Annotated in this window: 23 protein-coding genes; 10 read left to right on the forward strand and 13 right to left on the reverse strand. The window is 61.8% G+C overall.

What is annotated here, in order from left to right; translation table 11 throughout:
• Positions 1-2 precede the first annotated feature (2 nt).
• The 3 genes from lepB to ACWTV3_RS03565 form a co-directional block, all read right to left on the reverse strand.
• On the reverse strand, positions 3-758 hold the full coding sequence (gene lepB, locus ACWTV3_RS03555) for a signal peptidase I (protein ID WP_498476870.1): 756 nt from the start codon (positions 756-758) through the stop codon (positions 3-5).
• 65 nt (positions 759-823) lie between these two features.
• Positions 824-1,171 carry a 50S ribosomal protein L19 gene (gene rplS / locus ACWTV3_RS03560; protein ID WP_129071803.1) on the reverse strand — a complete coding sequence of 116 codons (348 nt, stop codon included), beginning with the start codon at positions 1,169-1,171 and terminating at the stop codon, positions 824-826.
• 130 nt (positions 1,172-1,301) lie between these two features.
• A complete protein-coding gene (locus ACWTV3_RS03565) occupies positions 1,302-1,787 on the reverse strand; it encodes an MFS transporter (protein ID WP_498476871.1) in 486 nt (161 codons plus the stop codon).
• Between the two features lie 70 nt (positions 1,788-1,857).
• On the opposite strand from ACWTV3_RS03565, the gene ACWTV3_RS03570 reads away from it, so the two are divergent.
• Both ACWTV3_RS03570 and map read left to right on the forward strand, forming a co-directional pair.
• On the forward strand, positions 1,858-2,484 hold the full coding sequence (locus tag ACWTV3_RS03570; RefSeq protein WP_498476872.1) for a TetR/AcrR family transcriptional regulator: 627 nt from the start codon (positions 1,858-1,860) through the stop codon (positions 2,482-2,484).
• Entirely contained in the window at positions 2,481-3,248 is a 768-nt protein-coding gene (gene map, locus ACWTV3_RS03575) for a type I methionyl aminopeptidase (RefSeq protein ID WP_498476873.1), read from the forward strand. Before ACWTV3_RS03570 ends, map begins: the two co-directional genes overlap by 4 nt.
• Positions 3,249-3,333: 85 nt before the next feature.
• Here map and ACWTV3_RS03580 read toward each other — a convergent pair whose 3' ends face one another.
• The 7 genes from ACWTV3_RS03580 to ffh all read right to left on the reverse strand — a co-directional run bounded on the left by ACWTV3_RS03580 (position 3,334) and on the right by ffh (position 8,657).
• Positions 3,334-3,942, reverse strand: a complete 609-nt coding sequence (locus tag ACWTV3_RS03580) for a hypothetical protein (protein WP_498476874.1) — start codon at positions 3,940-3,942, stop codon at positions 3,334-3,336.
• A 43-nt stretch (positions 3,943-3,985) separates the two neighbouring features.
• Positions 3,986-4,672 (reverse strand): tRNA (guanosine(37)-N1)-methyltransferase TrmD, encoded by a 687-nt coding sequence (gene trmD, locus ACWTV3_RS03585; protein ID WP_100388592.1) that lies wholly within the window; start codon positions 4,670-4,672, stop codon positions 3,986-3,988.
• Between the two features lie 16 nt (positions 4,673-4,688).
• A complete protein-coding gene (gene rimM / locus ACWTV3_RS03590; protein ID WP_498476875.1) occupies positions 4,689-5,333 on the reverse strand; it encodes a ribosome maturation factor RimM in 645 nt (214 codons plus the stop codon).
• A 3-nt stretch (positions 5,334-5,336) separates the two neighbouring features.
• The gene (locus ACWTV3_RS03595; RefSeq protein ID WP_100388591.1) at positions 5,337-5,573 is read right to left on the reverse strand and encodes an RNA-binding protein; all 237 of its coding nucleotides are present in this window, start codon (positions 5,571-5,573) and stop codon (positions 5,337-5,339) included.
• Between the two features lie 3 nt (positions 5,574-5,576).
• On the reverse strand, positions 5,577-6,026 hold the full coding sequence (rpsP, locus tag ACWTV3_RS03600) for a 30S ribosomal protein S16 (protein WP_100388590.1): 450 nt from the start codon (positions 6,024-6,026) through the stop codon (positions 5,577-5,579).
• Positions 6,027-6,221: 195 nt separating this feature from the next.
• Positions 6,222-7,004 carry an LLM class F420-dependent oxidoreductase gene (locus ACWTV3_RS03605; protein WP_498476876.1) on the reverse strand — a complete coding sequence of 261 codons (783 nt, stop codon included), beginning with the start codon at positions 7,002-7,004 and terminating at the stop codon, positions 6,222-6,224.
• 90 nt (positions 7,005-7,094) lie between these two features.
• A complete protein-coding gene (gene ffh / locus ACWTV3_RS03610; protein ID WP_498476877.1) occupies positions 7,095-8,657 on the reverse strand; it encodes a signal recognition particle protein in 1,563 nt (520 codons plus the stop codon).
• Positions 8,658-8,734: 77 nt separating this feature from the next.
• On the opposite strand from ffh, the gene ACWTV3_RS03615 reads away from it, so the two are divergent.
• Together ACWTV3_RS03615 and ACWTV3_RS03620 are read left to right on the forward strand one after the other, a co-directional pair.
• The gene (locus ACWTV3_RS03615) at positions 8,735-9,619 is read left to right on the forward strand and encodes an LLM class flavin-dependent oxidoreductase (RefSeq protein WP_498476878.1); all 885 of its coding nucleotides are present in this window, start codon (positions 8,735-8,737) and stop codon (positions 9,617-9,619) included.
• Positions 9,620-9,640: 21 nt separating this feature from the next.
• On the forward strand, positions 9,641-10,162 hold the full coding sequence (locus ACWTV3_RS03620; protein ID WP_498476879.1) for a gamma carbonic anhydrase family protein: 522 nt from the start codon (positions 9,641-9,643) through the stop codon (positions 10,160-10,162).
• A 21-nt stretch (positions 10,163-10,183) separates the two neighbouring features.
• Here ACWTV3_RS03620 and ftsY read toward each other — a convergent pair whose 3' ends face one another.
• Positions 10,184-11,053 carry a signal recognition particle-docking protein FtsY gene (ftsY, locus tag ACWTV3_RS03625; RefSeq protein ID WP_498476880.1) on the reverse strand — a complete coding sequence of 290 codons (870 nt, stop codon included), beginning with the start codon at positions 11,051-11,053 and terminating at the stop codon, positions 10,184-10,186.
• Positions 11,054-11,108: 55 nt separating this feature from the next.
• On the opposite strand from ftsY, the gene ACWTV3_RS03630 reads away from it, so the two are divergent.
• Entirely contained in the window at positions 11,109-11,672 is a 564-nt protein-coding gene (locus ACWTV3_RS03630; protein WP_498476881.1) for a histidine phosphatase family protein, read from the forward strand.
• Positions 11,673-11,696: 24 nt separating this feature from the next.
• On the opposite strand, the gene smc is transcribed toward ACWTV3_RS03630, so the two are convergent.
• On the reverse strand, positions 11,697-15,371 hold the full coding sequence (gene smc / locus ACWTV3_RS03635; RefSeq protein ID WP_498476882.1) for a chromosome segregation protein SMC: 3,675 nt from the start codon (positions 15,369-15,371) through the stop codon (positions 11,697-11,699).
• Positions 15,372-15,578: 207 nt separating this feature from the next.
• On the opposite strand from smc, the gene ACWTV3_RS03640 reads away from it, so the two are divergent.
• Positions 15,579-16,649, forward strand: coding sequence for a GNAT family N-acetyltransferase (locus tag ACWTV3_RS03640; RefSeq protein ID WP_498476883.1), 1,071 nt, complete (start codon positions 15,579-15,581; stop codon positions 16,647-16,649).
• A 21-nt stretch (positions 16,650-16,670) separates the two neighbouring features.
• Here ACWTV3_RS03640 and ACWTV3_RS03645 read toward each other — a convergent pair whose 3' ends face one another.
• On the reverse strand, positions 16,671-17,615 hold the full coding sequence (locus ACWTV3_RS03645) for an Lrp/AsnC family transcriptional regulator (protein WP_498476884.1): 945 nt from the start codon (positions 17,613-17,615) through the stop codon (positions 16,671-16,673).
• A 234-nt stretch (positions 17,616-17,849) separates the two neighbouring features.
• Between ACWTV3_RS03645 and ACWTV3_RS03650 the strand changes: the two genes are divergently transcribed.
• The 4 genes from ACWTV3_RS03650 to ACWTV3_RS03665 are packed head-to-tail and all read left to right on the forward strand — an operon-like array spanning position 17,850 to position 21,305.
• Positions 17,850-18,704 (forward strand): transporter substrate-binding domain-containing protein, encoded by an 855-nt coding sequence (locus ACWTV3_RS03650; protein ID WP_498476885.1) that lies wholly within the window; start codon positions 17,850-17,852, stop codon positions 18,702-18,704.
• A 60-nt stretch (positions 18,705-18,764) separates the two neighbouring features.
• Positions 18,765-19,514: an amino acid ABC transporter permease gene (locus tag ACWTV3_RS03655; protein ID WP_498476886.1), complete on the forward strand. Its 750-nt coding sequence runs from the start codon at positions 18,765-18,767 to the stop codon at positions 19,512-19,514.
• A gap of 2 nt (positions 19,515-19,516) precedes the next feature.
• Positions 19,517-20,299: an amino acid ABC transporter ATP-binding protein gene (locus ACWTV3_RS03660; protein ID WP_100388578.1), complete on the forward strand. Its 783-nt coding sequence runs from the start codon at positions 19,517-19,519 to the stop codon at positions 20,297-20,299.
• Entirely contained in the window at positions 20,289-21,305 is a 1,017-nt protein-coding gene (locus tag ACWTV3_RS03665) for a C-terminal binding protein (RefSeq protein ID WP_498476887.1), read from the forward strand. The genes ACWTV3_RS03660 and ACWTV3_RS03665 overlap by 11 nt, the downstream gene beginning before the upstream one ends.
• Positions 21,306-21,308: the final 3 nt, after the last annotated feature.

A 21,308-nucleotide genomic window follows, 5' to 3' on the forward strand; every position in this document is an offset into this window, starting at 1 on the left:
ATCTACTCGGCGTTCTGTGTGACCCGCTGGAACGTCGTGGAGTAGTTGTCGAGCATGGTCCACCGCTCGGTGGGCCAGCTGATCAAGAAGGCACGCCCCACGACAGAGTCGATTTTCACGAAACCACCCGTGGGGTCGTCTTTGTGAAAGGCAGAGTCAGCAGAGTTGTAGCGGTTGTCACCCATGACCCAGATGGAGTCGTCGGGCACCGTGACCGAGAAATCTTCTTGAGTCGCTTTGGTAACAGCATCCGGCAGCAGAATGTAGGGCTCCTCGAGAGGGATGCCGTTGACGACTATTTGGCCGAATTCGTTGCAGCATTCCACGGTGTCACCGGGCAGCCCGATGACACGCTTGATGAGGTGGTTACTGCTGTCAGGGGCGCTCAGCCCCACGAACGCGAGAACACCATCGACAGCGCCGACGAACCAGTTCTCAGGCTCACTCGAAACTGCGGGAAGCCAGCCGCCCGGATCGGTGAAGACAACGACGTCGCCGTGCTCGATCGGAAAGAGAGCGGGCTCGAGCTGGTTGACCAGAATGCGGTCATCAATTTGCAGGGTGTTTTCCATCGACGACGACGGAATGTAGAACGACCGCACGAGGTACGTCTTGATCATGAAGGAGATCACGATCGCAGCCACGAAGATGATCAGAAGATCACGAATGAACAGCTTCCAGCCGCCCGTCTTCTTGGCGGCACGGTGGCGCTCGCTGTTGCTGCTGGGCAGCGCGTCGTCAACAGTATTGTGTGTCATTAAACCCCAAAGCTCCCAGCAAGCATATGCCGCTGGGAGCCGTTGGTTTGTGAATTACGCGAGAGTTAGTTGTCGCGCTTCTCTTTGATCTTCGCCTTCTTACCGCGCAGGTCGCGCAGGTAGTACAGCTTGGCGCGGCGAACGAGTCCACGCGAAACGACCTCAATGTGGTCGATTACGGGCGAGTGAACCGGGAAGGTACGCTCGACGCCGACCTGGAAGCTGACCTTGCGAACGGTGAAGGTCTCGCGAACGCCGTGGCCTGAACGACCGATTACAACGCCCTGGAACACCTGAATACGCGAGCGCGTACCTTCGATGATGTTTACGTGAACCTTGACGTTATCGCCGGCACGGAAGTCAGGAATGTTGTCTTTGAGAGACGCCTTGTCGACGCCATCGAGGATATGCATGAGTAATCGCTCTCTGCGCCCGCCATGAGTCGAACGCACTTAGTTAGATAAGAAAATTTGTGCTTCAAGCGGTTACGACGCCCTCATGGCAGAGTCGTGCGCGAGCACAATCGATAATTCTGCCACACATTCAGTCGAAAGTGCGATTCTCCTCGGCTTCGAGGATGATGACGCGACCGTTGTCGAGGTTCTCTCCCGGGCGCGAGGGTCGTTGCGCGTCGCGCTCGAAGCCCTCGACGAGGCTCGTAAAGCGATTGCGGGTCTCGGTGACGAGCTGCCAGAGCGCGATCCAGAACGCCGCGATGGCGACAATCACGATGAGCGCGGCCGGGAACGAAGCATCCACAAAGCCATAGACGATGATCGCCGCGTGCCACGCCGCGAGCACTCCCGCGTCGATCCACGACACCTGCTTCGAATCGCGCACACTCTTACGGGCGACCGTGAGCCCCGCGATGGCCAGCAGGGCAAAAGCCAGAATTGGGCACAGGATAAGGAACAGGACGAAATCCCAGCCCACGCTCGAACCGTAGATACCGCGGGCAAGCAATACCCACAGCGGCAACACGATTACCGCGATGAACTGCCAGTAGTAGAACGCGCGCCTAATCATCATGGTTCTCAGGGTATCTTCGTTGTGATCAGGAATGCTGAGAAGCATCAGACCGAAAGACCAGGTATCCCCCGTGCCCAACCCCGCGAACGTTCGCACCGAACCAGTGCAGCAGCGGAGTGCAGAACGAATCAACGTGCTGCTCGATGCAGCCGCGGTACTGCTCGATGAAGTCGGGATCGACGCGCTCACCACGAGCGACGTCTCGAAGCGAGCGCAGTCCTCTGTGGGCGTTATCTACCGCTACTTCCCCAACATCCAGTCGCTGCTTCGTGGCTTAGCGTCGCGCAACTTCGACAAGTACCGCGCCGGGCTCTCGGCAACCCTCGCAAAACGGGCCACGACGGGTCTCGAAGCTCTCAACACCGCGATCGACCTCTACGTTGAATTTTGCCGCACCGAACCGGGCTTTCGAGTGCTGTCGTTCGGCAACATCATCGACCGCCGTTTCAATGTCGACCGCAAGAGCAACAACACGGCGCTGGCCGAAATTCTGACTGACCTTCTGGTCACCACGTACGAAGTTCCGGCCTCGGATGCCCTCGCTTTCGATATCGAAGTGACGGTAGAAATCGCCGATTCACTCCTCGAGCGTGCATTCTTGTATGACCCGCGCGGTGAAGAACCGTTTATCGACAAGCTCCGAGAGTTCATTGCGCAACTTTTGGCACCGCACACGAAAGAGGCAGCTACCGCATGATCGAGTTGAGAACCCCCGCCGAAATCAACGAGATGAAGGCAGCCGGCGAGTTCGTGGCCAGCGTTCTGACCGCAACGGAAGCGGCCACCAAGGTGGGCACCAACCTGCTCGAGATCGATGCCCTCGCGCACAGCATGATCCGCGAGCGTGGCGCCGAGAGCTGCTACATCGACTACCACCCCTCGTTCGGAGCTTCGCCCTTCGGCAAGGTCATCTGCACGTCGATCAACGACGCCGCCCTGCACGGACTCCCCCACGACTACACGCTGAAAGATGGCGACCTTGTGAGCCTCGACTTCGCTGTTGCGGTTGATGGCTGGGTCGCTGACTCTGCGATCACTTTCGCCGTGGGTACTCCCCGTGACGAAGACCTCAAACTCATGGATGCCACCTCGCGTGCCCTTGACGCCGGCATCGCCGCCGCCATCGTCGGCAACCGCATCGGGGCCATCTCGGCCGCCATCGGAGACGTCGCCTACGGCGCGGGCTACGAAGTGAACCTCGACTTCGGCGGCCACGGCGTTGGTCGCGAAATGCACGGCGACCCGCACATCCCGAACGATGGCAAGGCTCGCCGCGGCATGCCATTGAAGCCCGGCCTCGTGTTCGCGATCGAGCCATGGCTCATGATCGGCACCGACGATATCTTCACGGATGACGACGGCTGGACCCTGCGGAGCGTCGACGGCTCTCGCGCCGCCCACTTCGAGCACACGGTTGCGGTTACCCCCGACGGCCCGCTCGTTCTCACGGCGCGCAAGTAAGCGCCCGCGAGTAAGCGAACGGCTCGCACCGCTCGAACCGCCACACGATTAGCCGGCGGGCGACGATGAACGCGCGCTTATTCCTCTAGTTCTGCGCGCCCGCGCGAACCTCAAGCTGAATCGGCGGCACCGACGTCGTGTAATCCCAGGCGCCCTCGCTGTTGGTACCCGCCTGCGGGATCGCAAATAGCACGTCGTACGTGGTGGTGTCGGTGCAGCCTGCCGAATCGGGGTGGGTTTCGTGACCAACCCGCAGGCTGTCCGGTTGCGGGAGTACCCAGACGGCGATGAGTTCGCACGACTGCACTTCGGTCGTCACGACCATGTCTGCGCCACCGAGCGTCGCCGCCAAGGCGCCGCGCGCCTGAGCCACCTCGTCGTCGGTGGCATCTACCAGCACCTCGACCGAGGGCCAGGCGTCCACCGACACCGCAGACTGCGTGTAACCGCTCGGCAGCGGGTGCGCAGCGAGATCTGCGAAGGTGACGTCGTCAACGGTCATCCGCCGCGTCGTCAGGGTCGAATCGCTCGACTCCCCAGCACCGCCTTCAGTACTCGAAGTGGATGCGGGCCCCGGCGTCGCCGAGTCAGCCGACGAGTCGACATCCTCGGTCGCTGTCGCGGTGCACCCGGCCAGCAGGGCAACGGCGGCAATCGCGGCCAAGAATGAAACGTGCGTCGATCGGAAAGTCATGCGTCCATGTTTTCACACGGGCCGGAATGCGGTGAGAGTTGTACTACTCGCCGTCAGGCAAAAGATCGGGGCGCACTCGACGCGTACGTTCGAGCTGCTGCTCGTAACGCCAATCGGCGATCGCCTTGTGGTTTCCACTCAGCAGCACCGGCGGTACGGAGCGTTCACGCCACGTCGACGGTTTCGTGTAGCTGGGGTACTCAAGCAGGCCGTTTTCGTGGCTTTCTTCGGTGAGGCTTTCGGGGTTTCCCACCACGCCTGGCACCAGGCGACCGATCGCTTCAATCATGGCCATCGTGGCGACTTCACCACCGTTGAGCACATAATCGCCCAAGCTGATCTCGCGAACACGAACCGTATCTGCGGCGTAGTCGATGACGCGCTGGTCGATGCCCTCGTAGCGACCGCACGTGAAGACGAGATGTTTCTCTTGGGCCAGCTCGCGGGCTGCTGCCTGCGTGAAAGGAACACCGGCAGGGCTCGGAACGATGACTACCGTTTCGGGCGTGAGCGTGGCATCCAGCGCTTCGCCCCACGGCTCGGGACGCATGACCATGCCAGCGCCACCACCGTAGGGAGTGTCGTCAACAGTGCGGTGACGATCGTGCGTGTAGTCACGCAGATCGTGCACGCCCAATTCGATGATTCCACGCTCGCGCGCTTTACCCAGAAGAGAAATGTCTAGCACCCCGAAGAAATCCGGGAAGATCGTCAGAATGTCGATGCGCACTCGTCGACCCTTACTGTTAGTCGGATTCGGTGGAGTTGCCTGCGTCGTCGGCAGCCGCCTCAGTGGCGTCTGCTTCGGTAACGTCTGTTTCAGCAGCCGCCGCCTCGTCAGCGATCTCTTCGAAGAGTCCTGGCGGAGGCGTAACGACCATCTCTCCCGCTTCGATGTCGACGCTCGCCACGATCGACTTCACGAACGGAACCAGCACATCGCCATTGGCTGTAGAGACGGTCAGCAGATCTTGCGCGGGGAAATGATCAACCTGCGCGAGAGTGCCGACCTGTTTGCCGTCACGAATGACCTTGAGGCCGATGAGTTGGTGGTTGAACCACGCATCCTCTTCTGGCGCCTCGTTGGGATCGTAATCGATCCAGAGAATAGCCTTTACAAGCTTTTCTGCAGCACTGCGGTCGGGAACGCCCTTGAAGAACGCGACCGGCTGTGCGTTAAACCACTTGAGCTCGACGAGCTCGAGTGTCTTGCCGTGCCACGGAGAACTCGTGGGCACTTGGAGAGAAAACACGGCGCCCGGAACGAAACGACGTTCCGGGGCATCCGTGTACATCTCAACTTTGATCGCTCCCTTAAGCCCGTGAGCTTTCGTCAAGCGCCCCACTCGCAGCTGTGTGCGACCTTCGCGGGGAATCTTTGTTTCGCTCACTGGCTAGAAGTCAGTGTCGACAACGTCGACACGCACCTTGCGACCATCGGCCAGAGCCGTGATCAGCGTGCGCAGAGCTTTCGCGGTGCGACCAGAGCGACCGATGACACGGCCGAGATCCTCTGGGTGCACGCGAACCTCGAGGAGGTCACCGCGCTGCGTGTTTTTCGCAACGACCTGGACCTCGTCGGGGTGGTCAACGATTCCCTTGACGAGATGTTCTAAAGCGGGAGCGAGCAATTGCTAAGCCTTGTCTGCGTCAGCGGCAGGTGCTTCAGCGGGAGCCTCGTCAGCGACGGGAGCCTCTGCAGCGGGTGCCTCTTCAGCCTTAGGCTCAGCCTTTTCAGTCTTGGGCTTGAGAACAGGCTTCTTCTTCTCGTCAGCCTGGAACTCAGCCTTAGCTTCCTTGACCTTGACGGTGCTGACAGCGTTCTTGTCACCCTTGAACTTGCCCCAGTCGCCGGTCAGCTTGAGGATAGCCTCAACCTGCGGGCTGGGCTGGGCGCCAACGCTCAACCAGTACTGCGCACGCTCGGACTCGACCTCGATGAACGAGGGCTCCTCGGTGGGGTGGTACTTTCCGATTTCTTCGATGACACGACCATCGCGCTTCTTGCGCGAGTCGGCAACGACGATGCGGTAGAACGGTGCACGGATCTTGCCCATGCGCTTCAAACGAATCTTTACAGCCACAATTCTCCTGATTTAAATGTTTATTGGTGGCGAACCGCTAGCCGTGAGCGTGGGGGCACACTCGGCAGAAAAGCTCTAGTGGATTCCATCCGGGCCTGATTAGAGGGTCGGGCTACGGAGGACTCAACCGCCTATTCTGCCAGAGTTTTGCGCGCTTCGGGAACCGATCGCCAATAAAGCCCCAAAGAGGTGCCGTTAACCGTTCTGAGAGTCACGCCACGCGAGCCACTGCTTGGCCGCCGTGAGGTCATACTCGGGGCCAGTAATGCCCAAAGTGAAGAGCGTGATGCCCTGCTCGCGCATGCTGTCGGCGTCTTCAACGCTCTTGTCGCGCAGCTCATTCGAGATCTCGATCTCGTTGATGTCGCGGCCAACGGCCTCGCAGTGGCCAGAGAGAACGCTCAGCTTGTGAACGAGCTCGTCGCCAGTTGCGAAGCTGTGCCAGATGTCGGCATGCTTGGCCACGAGCTTGAGGGTCTTCTTTTCTCCCCCACCGCCAATGAGAACGGGGATCTTGCGCGTCGGCGCCGGGTTCAACTTGCCCCAGCGCGACTCGATACGAGGCAATGCCTCAGCGAGAGCATCCAACCGCGAACCGGCGGTGCCGAACTCGTAGCCGTACTCCTGGTAGTCACGCTCGAACCAGCCCGAGCCCGTGCCGAAGATGAAGCGGCCACCACTGATGTGGTCGAGCGTGCGGGCCATATCGGCCTGCAGGTCGGGGTTGCGGTAGCTGTTGCAGTTCACGAGCGTGCCGAATTCAACGCGGCTCGTCATCTCTGCCCACGAGGCCAATTCGGTCCACGCTTCAAAGTGGAGGCCGTCTGGCTCGCCAAATAGGGGAAAGAAGTGATCCCAGTTGAACAAAACGTCGACGCCCAGCTGCTCAAGCTCTTTTACGCGATCACGAATGAGCGAGTATTCAGCGTGCTGGGGTTGAAGTTGAACGGCAATGCGAACGGGACGGCTCTGTGTCATAGCTCCACAGTATCCCGAGCGAGCGACACGACGAAGAGCAAATCCGCGCACTTAGCGGGCAGCACAAACGTGCATACACTCTCGCGCGTATTAGCGGCCGAGGAACTTCTGCAGGCTCTCGAGTTCTTCCGGCGACGGACCGCCGGCAGGAGCCTTGGCGCCACCGAGACCGAAGCCTGAACCGGAGGGAGCCGAGGGGGCGACCGCGCCCTGAGCGCGAGCAGCATCTTCCGCTGCGCGCTTGGCAGGGTTGCCCGACTTGGACCCCTTCTTCTTCTGGTTCTTCTTCGATGACTTGCCACCGTGACCACCGGGGATCGGGCCCATGCCCGGAATCTGCGGCACGCCACCCTTCGCAACCGTCTTCATCATCTTCGCTGCTTGCTCGAAGCGGTTGACGAGCGCGTTCACCTCGGTGACGGTGGTTCCCGATCCGCGCGCAATACGCACGCGACGCGAACCATTGAGGAGCTTCGGCGTGGTGCGCTCTTGCTTGGTCATCGACTGGATGATTGCCTCAGTGCGCGTGATCTCCGACTCATCGAAGTTGTCGAGCTGCTCGCGCATGCCCTTGGCACCGGGAAGCATGCCGAGCATGCCCTTGATCGAGCCCATGTTCTTGAGCTGCTGCATCTGCTGCAGAAAGTCGTCGAGAGTGAAGCTGTCGGTTGCAAACTTTTCAGCGACCTTGCGCGACTCTTCTTCATCGAAAGTCTTCTGCGCCGTCTCGATGAGGGTGAGAATGTCACCCAGGTCGAGGATGCGGCTAGCCATGCGGTCGGGGTGGAACGGCTCGAAGTCGTCGAGGCCTTCACCCGTCGAAGCGAACATGATCGGGCGCCCCGTGATGGAGGCAACGGACAGCGCTGCACCACCGCGAGCATCACCATCGAGCTTCGACAGCACGACTCCGGTGAAGTCAACACCCTCTTGGAAGGCGCGAGCAGTGGTGACGGCGTCTTGACCGATCATTGCGTCAATGACGAAAAGTACTTCGTCAGGGTCAACAGCCTTGCGAATGTTGGCGGCCTGCTTCATCAGCTCGGCATCCACACCCAAACGACCAGCGGTGTCGATGATGACCACATCGTGCTGCTTGTCTTTGGCAAACTTCATTGCCTGCTTGGAAACCTTGACCGGGTCACCCTTGCCGTTACCCGGCTCAGGCGCGAAGACGGCAACGCCCGCCTGCTCAGCAACTACCTGCAGCTGCGTGACGGCGTTGGGGCGCTGAAGGTCGGCAGCGACCAGCAGCGGCGTGTGGCCGTCAGCCGCAAGCCACTTGGAAAGCTTTCCGGCGAGCGTCGTTTTACCGGCACCCTGCAGACCCGCGAGCATGATGACGGTCGGCGGGTTCTTAGCGAACTGGATGCGGCGGGCTTCGCCACCGAGAATCGTGACGAGTTCGTCGTTGACGATCTGCACCACCTGCTGCGCGGGGTTCAGCGCAGCAGAAACTTCGTGGCCGAGAGCACGTTCGCGAACGCGACCCGTGAACTGCTTAACAACCTCGAGCGCAACGTCAGCTTCGAGCAGGGCGCGGCGAATCTCGCGAACGGTGCCATCGACATCCGCCTCGCTGAGCTTGCCCTTGCCGCGCAGGTTCTTGAAGGTATCCGCGAGGCGGTCGGTGAGATTTCCAAAAGTGGCCATGATGACACCAGTTTAAGGTGTCTTGGGCTGTGCTGCGACTCCACAACGCCGACAGACGCTCGGAGTAGGCTGAGAGCGTGAGACACGGAATCGTCATACTGCCCCAACAGCCGTGGGCTGAAGCCCAACATCGCTGGATTCAGGCCGAAGAAATGGGCTTCGATCACGCGTGGATTTACGACCACCTGTCGTGGCGATCTCTCGCCGATGAGCAGTGGTACGCCACCATTCCCACACTCACTGCGGCAGCGAGCGTGACGAACCGCATCGGGCTTGGCACCTTTGTTGCCTCGCCCAACTACCGGCATCCGGTTCCCTTTGCCAAAGAACTCGCGACCCTCGACGATGTGAGCGCTGGCCGTTTTCTGCTCGGCGTCGGTTCGGGCGGCACAGGTTTCGACGCGACTGTGCTCGGCCAAGAGGAGCTCACCCCGCGCGAGCGTCATGCCCGCTTCGAAGAGTTCGTGCGCGGACTCGACGAGCTACTGCGCTTCGAAGACCCCGGCAGCGGCGGCATCAGCTTCAGCGGTGACTGGTTCACTGCCGTCAACGCTCGGATGGTCGGGGCACCCGCCCAACGACCACGCATGCCATTCGTGGTCGCCGCCGAAGGCCCCCGCGGACTGCGCTTGACCGCCGAACTAGCCGACGGCTGGCTCACTCTCGGCCGCACCGCCGACACCCTCGACGAGTGGTGGCAGATTGTCGCCGACACCGCCGCGCGCATGGATGACGCGCTCGAGAAGGCCGGCCGAGCATCCGCGAGCCTCGATCGCTACCTCAATCTGGATGGCGCACCCCAGTTCAGCCTCGAAAGCGTCGACACGTGGGAAGACGCCGTCGGTCGCGCTGATGCACTCGGCTTCACCGACGTGATCGGGCACTGGCCCCGCGCCGATGGCATCTACGCCGGCAAAGAAAGTGTCATGGTCGAGATCGCCTCGCGCTTCTCGCCGCGGTAGCTCTCGCGCTAACTTAGAACCATGACTGCTCTTATCGTGACCATCGCCGGACACACGCCCCAGGTTGCCGACAGCGCCTTCGTAGCGCCTAACGCGACCCTCATCGGCAACGTCACCCTCGCCGAGCGAGTCGGCATTTTCTATGGTGCAGTGCTGCGCGGGGACACCGACTCGATCACCATTGGCGAAGGCTCGAACCTCCAAGACAACGTGGCGGTGCACTGTGATGAGGGCATCCCGACGACCGTCGGTTCTGGAGTGAGTGTCGGCCACGGCGCTGTGCTGCACGGCTGCACCGTCGAAGACGACTGCCTCATCGGCATGAGCGCGACCGTGCTCAACGGTGCGGTTATCGGAACTGGTTCGCTCGTGGCGGCGGGTGCCGTCGTTCTCGAAGGCACCATCATCCCGCCCGGATCGCTCGTGGCCGGAGTGCCCGCCAAGGTTCGCCGCGAACTCAGCGACGAAGAAAAAGCTGGCGTTCGCGAGAATGCCGCGCACTACCTCGAACTTTCTGCCGCGCACAAAGCAGTCGGCAACTAGCTCGCGGGCATCTGCCCCGAACTAGCCGATGAGACCCTGCACGTAGACGTGCGGGGTGAAACCGGTGAGATCGTTGATGCCCTCACCCTGGCCGACGAGCTTGATCGGGATGCCCGTGCGCTCCTGAACGGCGAGCACGAAACCACCCTTCGCTGAACCATCAAGCTTCGTAATGACGAGGCCGGTCACACTAGCGTGCTGAATGAACGCTTCTGCCTGCGCCACACCGTTTTGGCCGGTTGTCGCGTCGAGCACCAGCAACACCTCAGCAATTTCGGTCTGCTTCTCGACGACGCGACGAATCTTGCCGAGCTCATCCATTAGACCGCTCTTGGTCTGCAAACGACCAGCGGTGTCGATGATGGCGATGTCGATGCCCTCACGTTGCGCGCGCTCCACCGTCTGGAAGGCGACGGATGCCGGATCCTGGCCCTGCTGCTGCGGGCGCACGATCGATGCTCCCCCACGCTCGGCCCACGTCGCCAGTTGCTCAACGGCAGCGGCGCGGAACGTGTCTGCGGCGCCCACGACCACCGAGCGGCCGTGACCGACGAGAAACTTCGTGAACTTGCCAATCGTGGTGGTCTTTCCGACGCCATTGACACCCACGACCAGCACGACCGCGGGGCGCGCGCTGAGAGTGAGGGTCGGGTCGAGACGAGCGAGGCGTTCCTCGAGAGTTTCGCGCAGCATCCGCTTCAGGTCTGCCGGGTCGTCGGTGCGGAACTTCGCCACACTTGCTCGCAACTCGTCGATGACCGACTCGGTGATGTCGGGCCCGAAGTCGGCGGAAATCATCGCGTCTTCAAGGTCGTTCCACGTATCAGCGTCGATCGTGTCACGCGCGAACATAGATTTGAGTGCGCCCGAGAGCGACCAGGATGCTGCCATGACTACAGGTTAAGGCAGGTGCATGCCGCTTCCCTAACCGCGCTAGGGTTTTTGGATGCTCTCACTGATTCGCCACGGCCAAACCGACTGGAACGCTGCCGGACGCATGCAAGGTTCCAGCGACATTCCCCTCAACGACACCGGCCGCCAGCAGGCGCGCGAAGCCGTCGAGGTGTTGCGTGGCAGCGACTGGGACGTCATCGTCAGCTCTCCCCTGCAGCGCGCCCGCGAGACCGCCCAGATCATTGCCGATGGTCTCGGTCTTGAGCTCGGCCGCACCTACGACCTGCTCATTGAGCGCAACTACGGCGAGGGCGAAGGACTCACTCGAGCCGAGATCGACGATCGTTGGCCGAACAGCGCCGTGTACCCGGGGCTCGAATCACTGCACAACGTCGTTGAGCGCGGCATCGCCGCCCTCAACGAGGTCTCGCAGGACTACCCCGGCAAGAAAGTGATCATCGTGTGCCACGGCACGATCATTCGCTACACCCTGTCGGAACTGGCTGGCCGCGACTTCGACCAGATCATCAACGGCTCGGTCTCCACCGTCGAAAAGCTTCACAGCGGCTGGTGCGTGCACACGGTCAACAGCGAACCGCTCAAGCGAGTCGACTAGCTCGCCGCAGCGAGCTGGCTGCAGCTAGCTCGCGTCGGCTGAAGCAGTCTCTTTGGCGACGCGCTGGCCCACGACGGCGCTGATGCCATCGGCGCGCATGCTGACGCCGTAGAGAGCATCCGCAATTTCCATCGTGCGCTTTTGGTGCGTGATGACGATGAGCTGGCTCGTTTGGCGTAGGTCTTCGAAGATCGCGAGCAGACGCCCCAGGTTGGCGTCATCGAGGGCAGCCTCGACCTCATCCATGATGTAGAACGGGCTGGGGCGCGCCTTAAAGATGGCGATCAGCAGCGCGACGGCGGCGAGTGAACGCTCACCACCGCTCAGTAGCGACAGTCGTTCGATCTTCTTGCCGGCCGGCTTCACCGTGACCTCGATGCCGGTCGCGAGCAAGTCATCCGGGTTCGTGAGGAAGATGCTGCCGGTTCCGCCCGGGAACAGCACGGGGAAGACATCGTTGAAGGCATTCTTCGTGTCTTCGAACGCGCTGGCGAAAATCGACTGCATCTTGTCATCGAGTTCGTCGATGATAGTCAGTAGGTCCTTGCGGGTGTTCGTGAGGTCGGTCAACTGCTCGGTCAAGAACTTGTGTCGTTGCTCGAGCGCATCGAATTCTTCGAGCGCGAGCGGGTTCACGCGGCCCAAGCGAGCAAGCTTGCGCTCGGCCTTCTGCAGTCGGGCTTCCTGCTCGGCACGCACAAAGGGGCGACCGGATGCCGCGGGCTCGGCAGCCGCGTCAGCGTCGGTTTCGGTGGCGCGATAGTCGCGGTCGTCGCCGCTATCGTCGCTGTCGCCGCTGTCGTCGCTGTTGTCGTTTGATGCCTCGCTGCTGGAGCCGCCAGCGGGAGCCTTGGGCTCGTCGCTCGGGTCGCTTACGCGATCGTCGGGAACCGGCACCTCGGGGCCATATTCCGCGACGAGTACATCTTCGACGAGACCGAGTTCTTCGCCCGATCGTTCGAGCAGGCTAGAGAGGTGCAGTTTCTTTTCGTAGATCTGCATTTCGAGGCCGTGAACGCTTTCGCTGACAGCCGAGAGACGCTCGCGCAGCGCAGATTCCTCGCGACGGAGCGCCGACAGCTCTTCGTTCTGCGCTGAGCGCTCGGCTTCTTTCGAGGCGAGCGACACGCGCGCCTCCGACAGCGAACGATCGACAGAATCCAGGACCGCGGGCAACATCTCGACGACCTTGGTGGCGGATGCCATCTGGCGTTGACGAATAACGGCCAGTCGGGCCTGCTCTTGCGCTGCTTCGCGCTCGCGCACGAGCTGGGCAGCGAGTTGCTCGGCCCGTGCACGCTCAGCGCGCACCCGCTCGCGGATGGTCTCCATCTGAATGCGCAACTCGACTTCGCGAGCTCGGGCGGCATCCACTTCGGCCAGCATGGGTTCGCGTTCGGAGACGTCGAGCATGGGGCGCGGAGCAGCCTGGTACTTGTCGGCCGCAGTTTGCGCGCGAGCCACTTCGGTGGTCGCGTCGGCTACCGCTTCTTCGGCAACGTCGACGGCACGCGCCAGGCGGTCGCACTCGGCTTGCGCTGCTTCGGCTTGAATGCGGTGGCGTCCGAGCAATTCGGATTGCGCAGCGAGCTGGGCGTCATATTCGCGCAGGGCCACAAGAGCGGCTTCGGCATCGGCCTTGGCGGAGGTAAGTTCGCGGCGCTTCTCGTCGAGCTCGAAGCTCGTGCGCTCAATCTGGGTCGTGACGACACCGAGTTTGTCGGCGGCGGCATCTCGCTCGGCAACGAGTTCGAGGCGCGAACGCTTGGCGCCAGAGCCGCCGCGCAGCACGAACTGGGTGAGCACGTCGCCGTCGCGAGTGACGAAGGTCAGGTCGGCGGCGTTCGACAGCGATCCATAGGCCGCGCGAGCAGCCTCGAGATCGTCGGCAATGAGCACGTGAGTGAGGAGACCGTGAACACCATCAGGAGCGGTGACAACGTCGGTGGCGGGAACAGTGCCGGCCGCCGTTCCGAGGGATACAGTCTGCTTCGCGGCGTTGGCCACAACCACTTCAACGCGACCGAAATCGCGCGAGGCAGACTCGGCCAGCGCATCAATGGCCGAATCGCGGTCATCGGCGAGTACGGCATCCGCAAGCGTGCCGAGAGCGGCAGCGATCGCCGCTTCGTAGCCGGGCGTGATCTTCACGTGCTCGGCCACGAGACCGCGGATGCCCGAGAGCTTAGCCGCGACGAGAGCGCTTGAGCCGTCTTTCTGATCGACCGCGAGGGATAGCGCCGAGTTGCGGGCGGCGAGGGCATCGCGCTCACGCTCGGACGTGTGGAGTGCTTCGCGCAGGGCTTCAATCTCCGCCTGAACGCTCGAAACCTTTGCTTCGGCCGCTTCGTACGCGGTGTCGAGCGAGCCATCGGTTTCGATCGTGGAGTTACCGGCTTCGGCTTCGAGGGCTTCGAACTCGGCCTGAGCGGCCTCGCGGCGAGCCTGCGCTTCGGCGAGCGCCTGCTGCTGACGAACGAGTTCACCCTGGGCTGCAGTCAGAGTGGAGGTGGCGACTTCCACGCGGGCGGTGAGCCCGGCGCTCTCCAGTTCGTGACGCGATACGAGCGCACTCTGCGCGGCGATTTCTTCGTCGAGCGAGTCGAGCGCGGCCTTCGCTGTGGCGGTTGCCGCAGCGGCAGCGGCGACGGCCTTCTCGGCATCCGCGACACCGGCGGCAAGAAGATCGGCTTCAGCATTGACCTCGTCAACAAGGGTTTGGCTGACGCTGTTGTTGGAGACGGGCGCATCACTCTGCTGCCCGAGTAGCGAGAGGCGCTGGTTGGCGAGCGTGTACAGACTGCGCAGGCGCTCTTGCACCGATTCGAGACCGAAGGCCACGCGACGCGCCTCATCAACGTCGTCACCGACCTGCGCCTGTTCGAGACGGGCTTCACGCAGTTTGTTCTGGTCGAGCTGCTCTTGCAGCACAATGCGCTGCGTTTTGCGTTCGCTCTCGCTGCGGCTGAAGTCGTTGATGCTCGAGCGCAGTTCAACGACTTCGTCGGCAAGGAGGCGAGCGCGGGCATCCCGAACGATCGAAGCAATCGACGCTGCCTCTTTGGCGATCTCGGCCTGCTGGCCGAGGGGCTTGAGCTGACGACGGATCTCCCCCGCCAGGTCGGAGAGGCGCGTGAGGTTCGCCTGCATCGCGTCGAGCTTGCGCAGCGTCTTCTCTTTGCGACGACGGTGCTTGAGGATGCCGGCGGCTTCTTCGATGAAACCGCGACGGTCCTCGGGGCTCGCGTGCAGCACCGCATCCAGCTGGCCTTGGCCAACGATGACGTGCATTTCGCGACCCAGACCGGAGTCGCTGAGGAGTTCTTGAACGTCGAGCAATCGGCATGAGGTGCCGTTGATCGCGTATTCGCTGCCGCCGTTACGGAACAGGGTGCGGCTGATGGTGACTTCGCTGTACTCGATCGGCAGCGCGCCATCCGCGTTATCGATCGTAAGGATAACCTCGGCACGACCCAGCGGACCCTTGGTCGCAGTTCCGGCAAAGATGACGTCTTCCATCTTGCCGCCGCGCAGAGTTTTGGCACCCTGCTCGCCCATGACCCAGGCGAGAGCATCCACCACATTCGACTTGCCCGAACCATTGGGGCCGACGACACACGTCACGCCCTGTTCGAACGCAAAAGTGGTCGGTTGAGCGAACGACTTGAACCCTTTGAGGGTCAAACTCTTGAGGTACACGTCACCGCCCGGTCGTTGCTGGTCTCAGCGTTGGTCAAATCTCTGACCAAGTTGCTGGCCAGAACCTTGCTATACGGTACCGGATGCGCGGGGTTGCACCGTTCTGCCGCGCAGAACGAGTCCCCTGAGCCTCTGGCGTGCTGTGAGCTCGCGGCGTAGTCTGGTCGGCTACCTCCGTAGCGCTTACCCCGGCAGATTGGTGCGCTCATGTCAGAGATTGAGATCACGACCCTCGAGATTCCTCTCGCGCTCTCCGCCGAGGGGTCGGATGACTTCATCGCGGCGACTGTGCTGCGCAACGAGACCGACGAGTTGCTGCTTCACTACCCCGAACTGGCCTTCGACCCGGCGGTTGCGCTCGTGACTCAGCAGCCCAGCGCCTTTGAGGAACGGCGGATGCTCGTCGCCCGAGATCAGGGTCGCATCGTGGGCCGCGGCGACTACAGCACCACCGTAGGCGAGGAGGCCGATACCGCGTGGATCGAAGCGTACGTGCATCCGGATTATCGGCGTCGCGGCATTGGGGCCCGCTTGCTCGCCGAGCTCGAGACCACTGCTCGGGATGCCGGCAAACGCAAAGTCCACGTGTATGTCTCGAGCCTGCCGAGCGAGGGCGCGCTCCTCGACTCCCCCACCGGCTTTGGCGCTGTGGCCCGCGACGGCGCCGGAACTCAGTTTCTGCTCGCGCAGCAGTACAGCTTCGAGCAGGTTGAACGGGTGAGCCGGCTGCCCCTTCCCATCGCCAGCCTGCACTCTCTGGTTGACGACGCCATCACACGCTGCAGTCGCGACTATGCCGTGCACGAGTGGGTGGGGTTGTGTCCAGAACAGTGGCGCAACGACCTCGCTCTTCTCTACACGCGGATGAGTACGGACGAACCCAGCGCGGGGCTTGAGCCTCCCGAAGATGTCTGGACTGCAGAACGAGTAGTTGACCACGACGAGCGTGAACTCGCGAGCGGCGTGACGACCGTGTATGCCGCAATCGAGCACGTCGCGTCGGGAGAGTTAGTCGCCTATACGGCGCTTACGGTGCCCACACAGACCGAGCGTGCGGTACTCCAAGACAACACGATCGTTCTCAGCGAGCACCGCGGTCACCGTCTCGGCAACCTACTCAAAGTGCTGAACCTCGCGCACCTCGAACGAGTCGCGCCCGGGCATCCCTCGGTCATTACCTACAACGCTGAGGAAAACCGCCACATGCTCTCGGTCAACGAAGCCGTTGGGTTCGTACCCATCGGATATGAGGGCGCGTGGAAGAAGGAGCTGCGCTAGCGCTCTGCAGCGCCGTCGGCCTTAGGGCGCAGCGACGGCACTGCGGTCGGCCAGCACCGATGCGCCATCCCGAATGCGGTGCAGGCTGTGCTGATAGCGCTCCTTGTGGATGCGAGCGTGCAGCCAGGTCTCCAGTGACGTCACACCGTCGAGTTCGCGCAGCGCGGCCACGAAATCGTTGTAGGCCGCCAAGGTGGGGAACGAAATCGTGGAAACGAAGTCGAATCGGCCGATCGTGCGCGCCATGAATTCGACTCCCGCTTGTTCGTCGATGAGACGTTGGAGAGGCTCGAGATCACCCTTCGTGATGAATCCGAATCCGAACGTGAGGTGCGAGGTCATGTCGCTGCGGTCGCGCAGCAGTCCAATTCGCATCGCTCCTGTCTCTGTCAACCGATTGATGCGAGTGCGGCAGCCGCTGATCGAAAGATCCACCGCTTCGGCAAGTTCGGCGTAGCCCAGGCGACCATCGTCCTGCAGCAGTTCCATGAGTTGAAGGTCGATGGAATCCATAGGCAGCCCCGCAAGCTCCGGTTCCTCGCCGAGAAAGAAGCTCTTGAGCGTGCGCTCGTACACGAGCACCTGAACGTCCACGACACCGTCGAACGCGCGAATCGCTCGGATCTCATTGTGCAGCTCCGCCATGGTCGTCGTGTGCAGCTCAGAGATGAGTTGATATTTGCCCGTGCGCTCCGACACGAAAACGGGCGAGTTGAGAGTGCAGATGCGCTCGGCGAGTTCGCCGGCATCCCCCTCGGTTTGAATCGACAAGTGGGCAAGGACGTGCAGTCCCAAGAGTCGCGGATGCACGGCAGCAATGATGCGGATGTCTCCCGATTGCAGCAGGGGGTTGATGCGTTTAGCGATGCTGGCTCGGTTGGTGTCGAGTTGGCGCGCAATATCGCTGAACGACGTTCGGCCGTCCTGGCGCAAGATTGCGAAAGATTGCTCGGTTAGCTGGTCCACGCGGCCAGACTATCGCAGCACACCCGACAAACGTAGCGATTTGTCACATTTTTTGGCCGATATTCCAGTTTCATCGTCAATTTGGAGAGTATTTGTTTCAAATTTGCGTCAAGTTGGTTACTTAAACGCAAATATGCATTGACAAGGTGCCGCGGTGTGAACACAATGGTCAGAACCAAGTCACCCTCCCAGCACCTCCACCGGGTGAATCGCTCTGCAGCCACAGGAGAAACAATGAAGAAATCGATCATCGGCATCGCCGCCGGCATCTCGGTCGCGGCTCTATTGACGGGCTGTGCCGCCGGCACAGACACCGCCACAGACACCGACGCCGCCGTTTCATCCAACGCACCCGAAGGGCTCGTCAACGCGAACACCTTCACCGCGTGCATTGACCCCGAATACGCTCCCCTTGAGTACTACGCCGACTCGACCGGTGGCGACATCATCGGCTTCGACGCCGACGGCATCCGCGCTGTTGCGGACTACTGGGGCGTCGAGACCAAGTTCGAAGTGACCTCCTTCGACGGCCTCATGCCCGGCCTTCAGACCGGCAAGTGCGACGTCATCTTCGGTGGGCTCTACATGAGCGAAGAGCGTTTGCAAATCGCCGACGCCGCCGCCGTCATGAACGCTGGCCCTGCCGCTTTGGCAGCACCTGACCTCGCAGCGACACTGAAAGAGGGCAGCGACCTCTGCGGGCTCAAGGTGGCAACTCAAGCAGCATCGAGCAACACCGTCAGCGTTCAGAAGCTCAGCGATGACTGCGTCGCCGCGGGTAAAGACCCCATCACGAACACCGAATACCCCAAGACTGCAGAAACCGTACTCGCTGTGATCAACGGCAAGTCAGACGTTCTCGTTGAAACCAACGTAGCCGCCGCCTACATGGCGACCCAGAACGACGGCCTCCTCGCGGTTGCCAATGGCGTGTTTGACCCCGACACGACCTTCGGAGTCTTCACCCCCAAGGACGGCGAACTGAGCCCGGCAATTGCCGAAGCCCTGCGCGCTCTCTACGACGACGGCACGCTCGCCAAGATCGCCGCCGACTACAACCTCGACGCGTCGATCGTCGACGTTTACTAAGAACACTCGACTGTGGGTGGTCACCTTGCGTGACCACCCACAACCAGGGAGTCACACCACATGATCTTCAATCCAGAAATCTTCTTCGAGCAGCTCGTCAACCCCGCATACCTCTGGGGCGCACTGACCTCGATCGGTGTCGCAGCATTCTCGCTCGTCATCGCCACCGTTCTCGGCTTCTTCCTCGCCGTCGGTCGCACCTCCAAGAAGTCATACTTGCGAGGCCCTTCCCACCTGTACGTGTGGTTCTTCCGTGCCCTGCCCGCACTGCTCGTTCTACTCATCATGTGGAACGCCCTGCCCCAGATCATTCCGGCCCTGCGCTCGGACTGGTACACCCCGTTCATCGCAGCATCCATCGGTCTTGGCCTCGTCGAAGCGGCATTCATGGCCGAGATCATCCGCTCCGCCCTCAGCAGCGTGGATGACGGCCAAGAACTTGCCGGCCGCGCCCTCGGCATGAAGCCCGGCTCCGTTATGCGCAAGGTGATCTTGCCGCAAGCAATCCGTACGGCGCTGCCGCCGACCGGTAACGAGTTCATCGGCCTGATCAAGTACTCCTCGCTGGCATCCGTGATCTCGCTGAAAGAGCTGCTCACGACCGCGCAGGTTGGCGTGAACATCACCTTCCGCTACGCCGAGTACTACGCCGTCGCAATCATCTACTACCTCGTCATCGTCTCGATCATCACGATCATTCAGAGCCGCATCGAGAGACGATTCCTCTGGACCTCACGAGGCCTCAAGAAGAGCACGTCGCCTCTCTCGCTCAACACCCGCGCCCTCGCCACCGTTCCCAAGGAGAAGTAAGCATGAGCAACGAGACTCCGGCCACCGTGCCTACCCTCCAGGTGTCCAACCTCCACAAGGCTTATAACGGCAACGAAGTACTCAAGGGTGTTGAGTTCGCCGTGAACAAGGGCCAAGTCAAAGCGGTTCTCGGGCCATCGGGTTCGGGCAAATCTACGATGCTTCGCCTGATGGCGCTGCTCGAGCCCGCCGATGCTGGTGAGATCTTGCTCGACGGAAAACGCATCGGCGCCTCCGACGCCAACGGTCGCATCGCGCACCACTCCGAGCGCAAACTCGCCGTGCAGCGCCGCGATATCGGCATGGTTTTCCAAAAGTTCAACCTCTTTCCCCACCTCACCGCACTCGACAATGTGGCTCTCGGCCTCACTGATGTGCAGGGAGTCGGCAAGGTCGAAGCTCGCGAGCGTGCCTTCGAGATTCTCGATAAGGTCGGGCTTGCTGAGCGCGACGGACACTTTCCCTCTGAGCTCTCCGGTGGCCAGCAGCAACGCGTCGCGATTGCTCGCGCTCTCGTTCTCAACCCGCACGTCATGCTTTTCGATGAGCCGACATCCGCGCTCGACCCCGAGCTGGTCGGCGAAGTTCTCGAGGTAATGGAGAACCTGGCTGCCGCCGGAATGACGATGATCGTTGTCACCCATGAGGTGCGCTTCGCCCGTCGGGCCGCTGACGAGGTCACGCTGTTCGATGGCGGAGTGATCGTGGAGCAGGCCGAGCCGGCCGAGTTCTTCGAGAACCCGCAGCACGAGCGCACGAAGCAGTTCTTGAGCCATGTCCACTAGCAGCGACGACGTGCTTCGCGCCGTCTACACCGACCTCGATGGCACCGACTTCTCGGCCGGACGCGATCTCCTCAGCGCTGCCGGTTTCGAGGTCAGCTACCTCGATTCTCTGGATTCCGAAGCGATCGTCGCTGGCGCAGCAGGCGCGAGCGCACTGCTCGTCGGTTACGCCCAGATCACTCGCTCGATGATGGAGCGGATGCCCTCGGTCAAGGTCATCGCCCTCATGTCGATGGGCTTCGACAACGTCGATGTGGATGCGGCAACCGAACACGGAATCTGGGTGACGACCATCGTCGGCGCCGCGACCGAAGAGGTCGCAACGCACGCCTTGGCGATGGCATTGCAGCTCACTCGCGGGGTGAACTTCTCCCAGCGAGCTGTCATCGACGAGCGCTGGAATGAGCGGGATACTCTCGTGCAACCACGACTGAGCGAGCTCACACTCGGCCTCATGGGCCTGGGCCGCATCGGCATGAAGTTCGCCGAACTTGCGCGTCCCCTGTTTGGCGAGATCATCGGCTACGACCCGTTTATCCCCGACACCGAGGAGACTCGCGAGCGCTTTGCCGCTGCGGGAGTTCGCCGCGTTGACGCTGACGCTGTGCGTTCGCAGTCCGACGTTCTGTCGCTGCACCTGCCGCTCACGAACGACACCGCGAACATGGTCGATGCCGACTTCCTCAGCTCGATGAAGCCGCTCTCGTACCTCATCAACGTGAGCCGTGGCGGACTTGTCGACAGCGCCGCCCTCCGCGCCTCCCTCGACAGCGGCCACCTCGCCGGCGCTGGCCTCGACGTGCTGGATGTCGAACCGCCGACCGCCGAGCATCCGCTCCTTGGTCATCCCCGGGCTCTGATCACGCCGCACATCGCCTACTTCTCTGGCCGTAGCGAAGCAGAGTATGTGCGCCTGCAGGCCCAGAACGTTGTCTCGTGGGCCTCGACCGGCACCCCCGACACTCCTCTCGTGTCGCTACCGGCACCCTCAACCTCCACTCACTAAGAA

It is taken from the genome of Salinibacterium sp. AL4.1 (genome assembly GCF_059767305.1).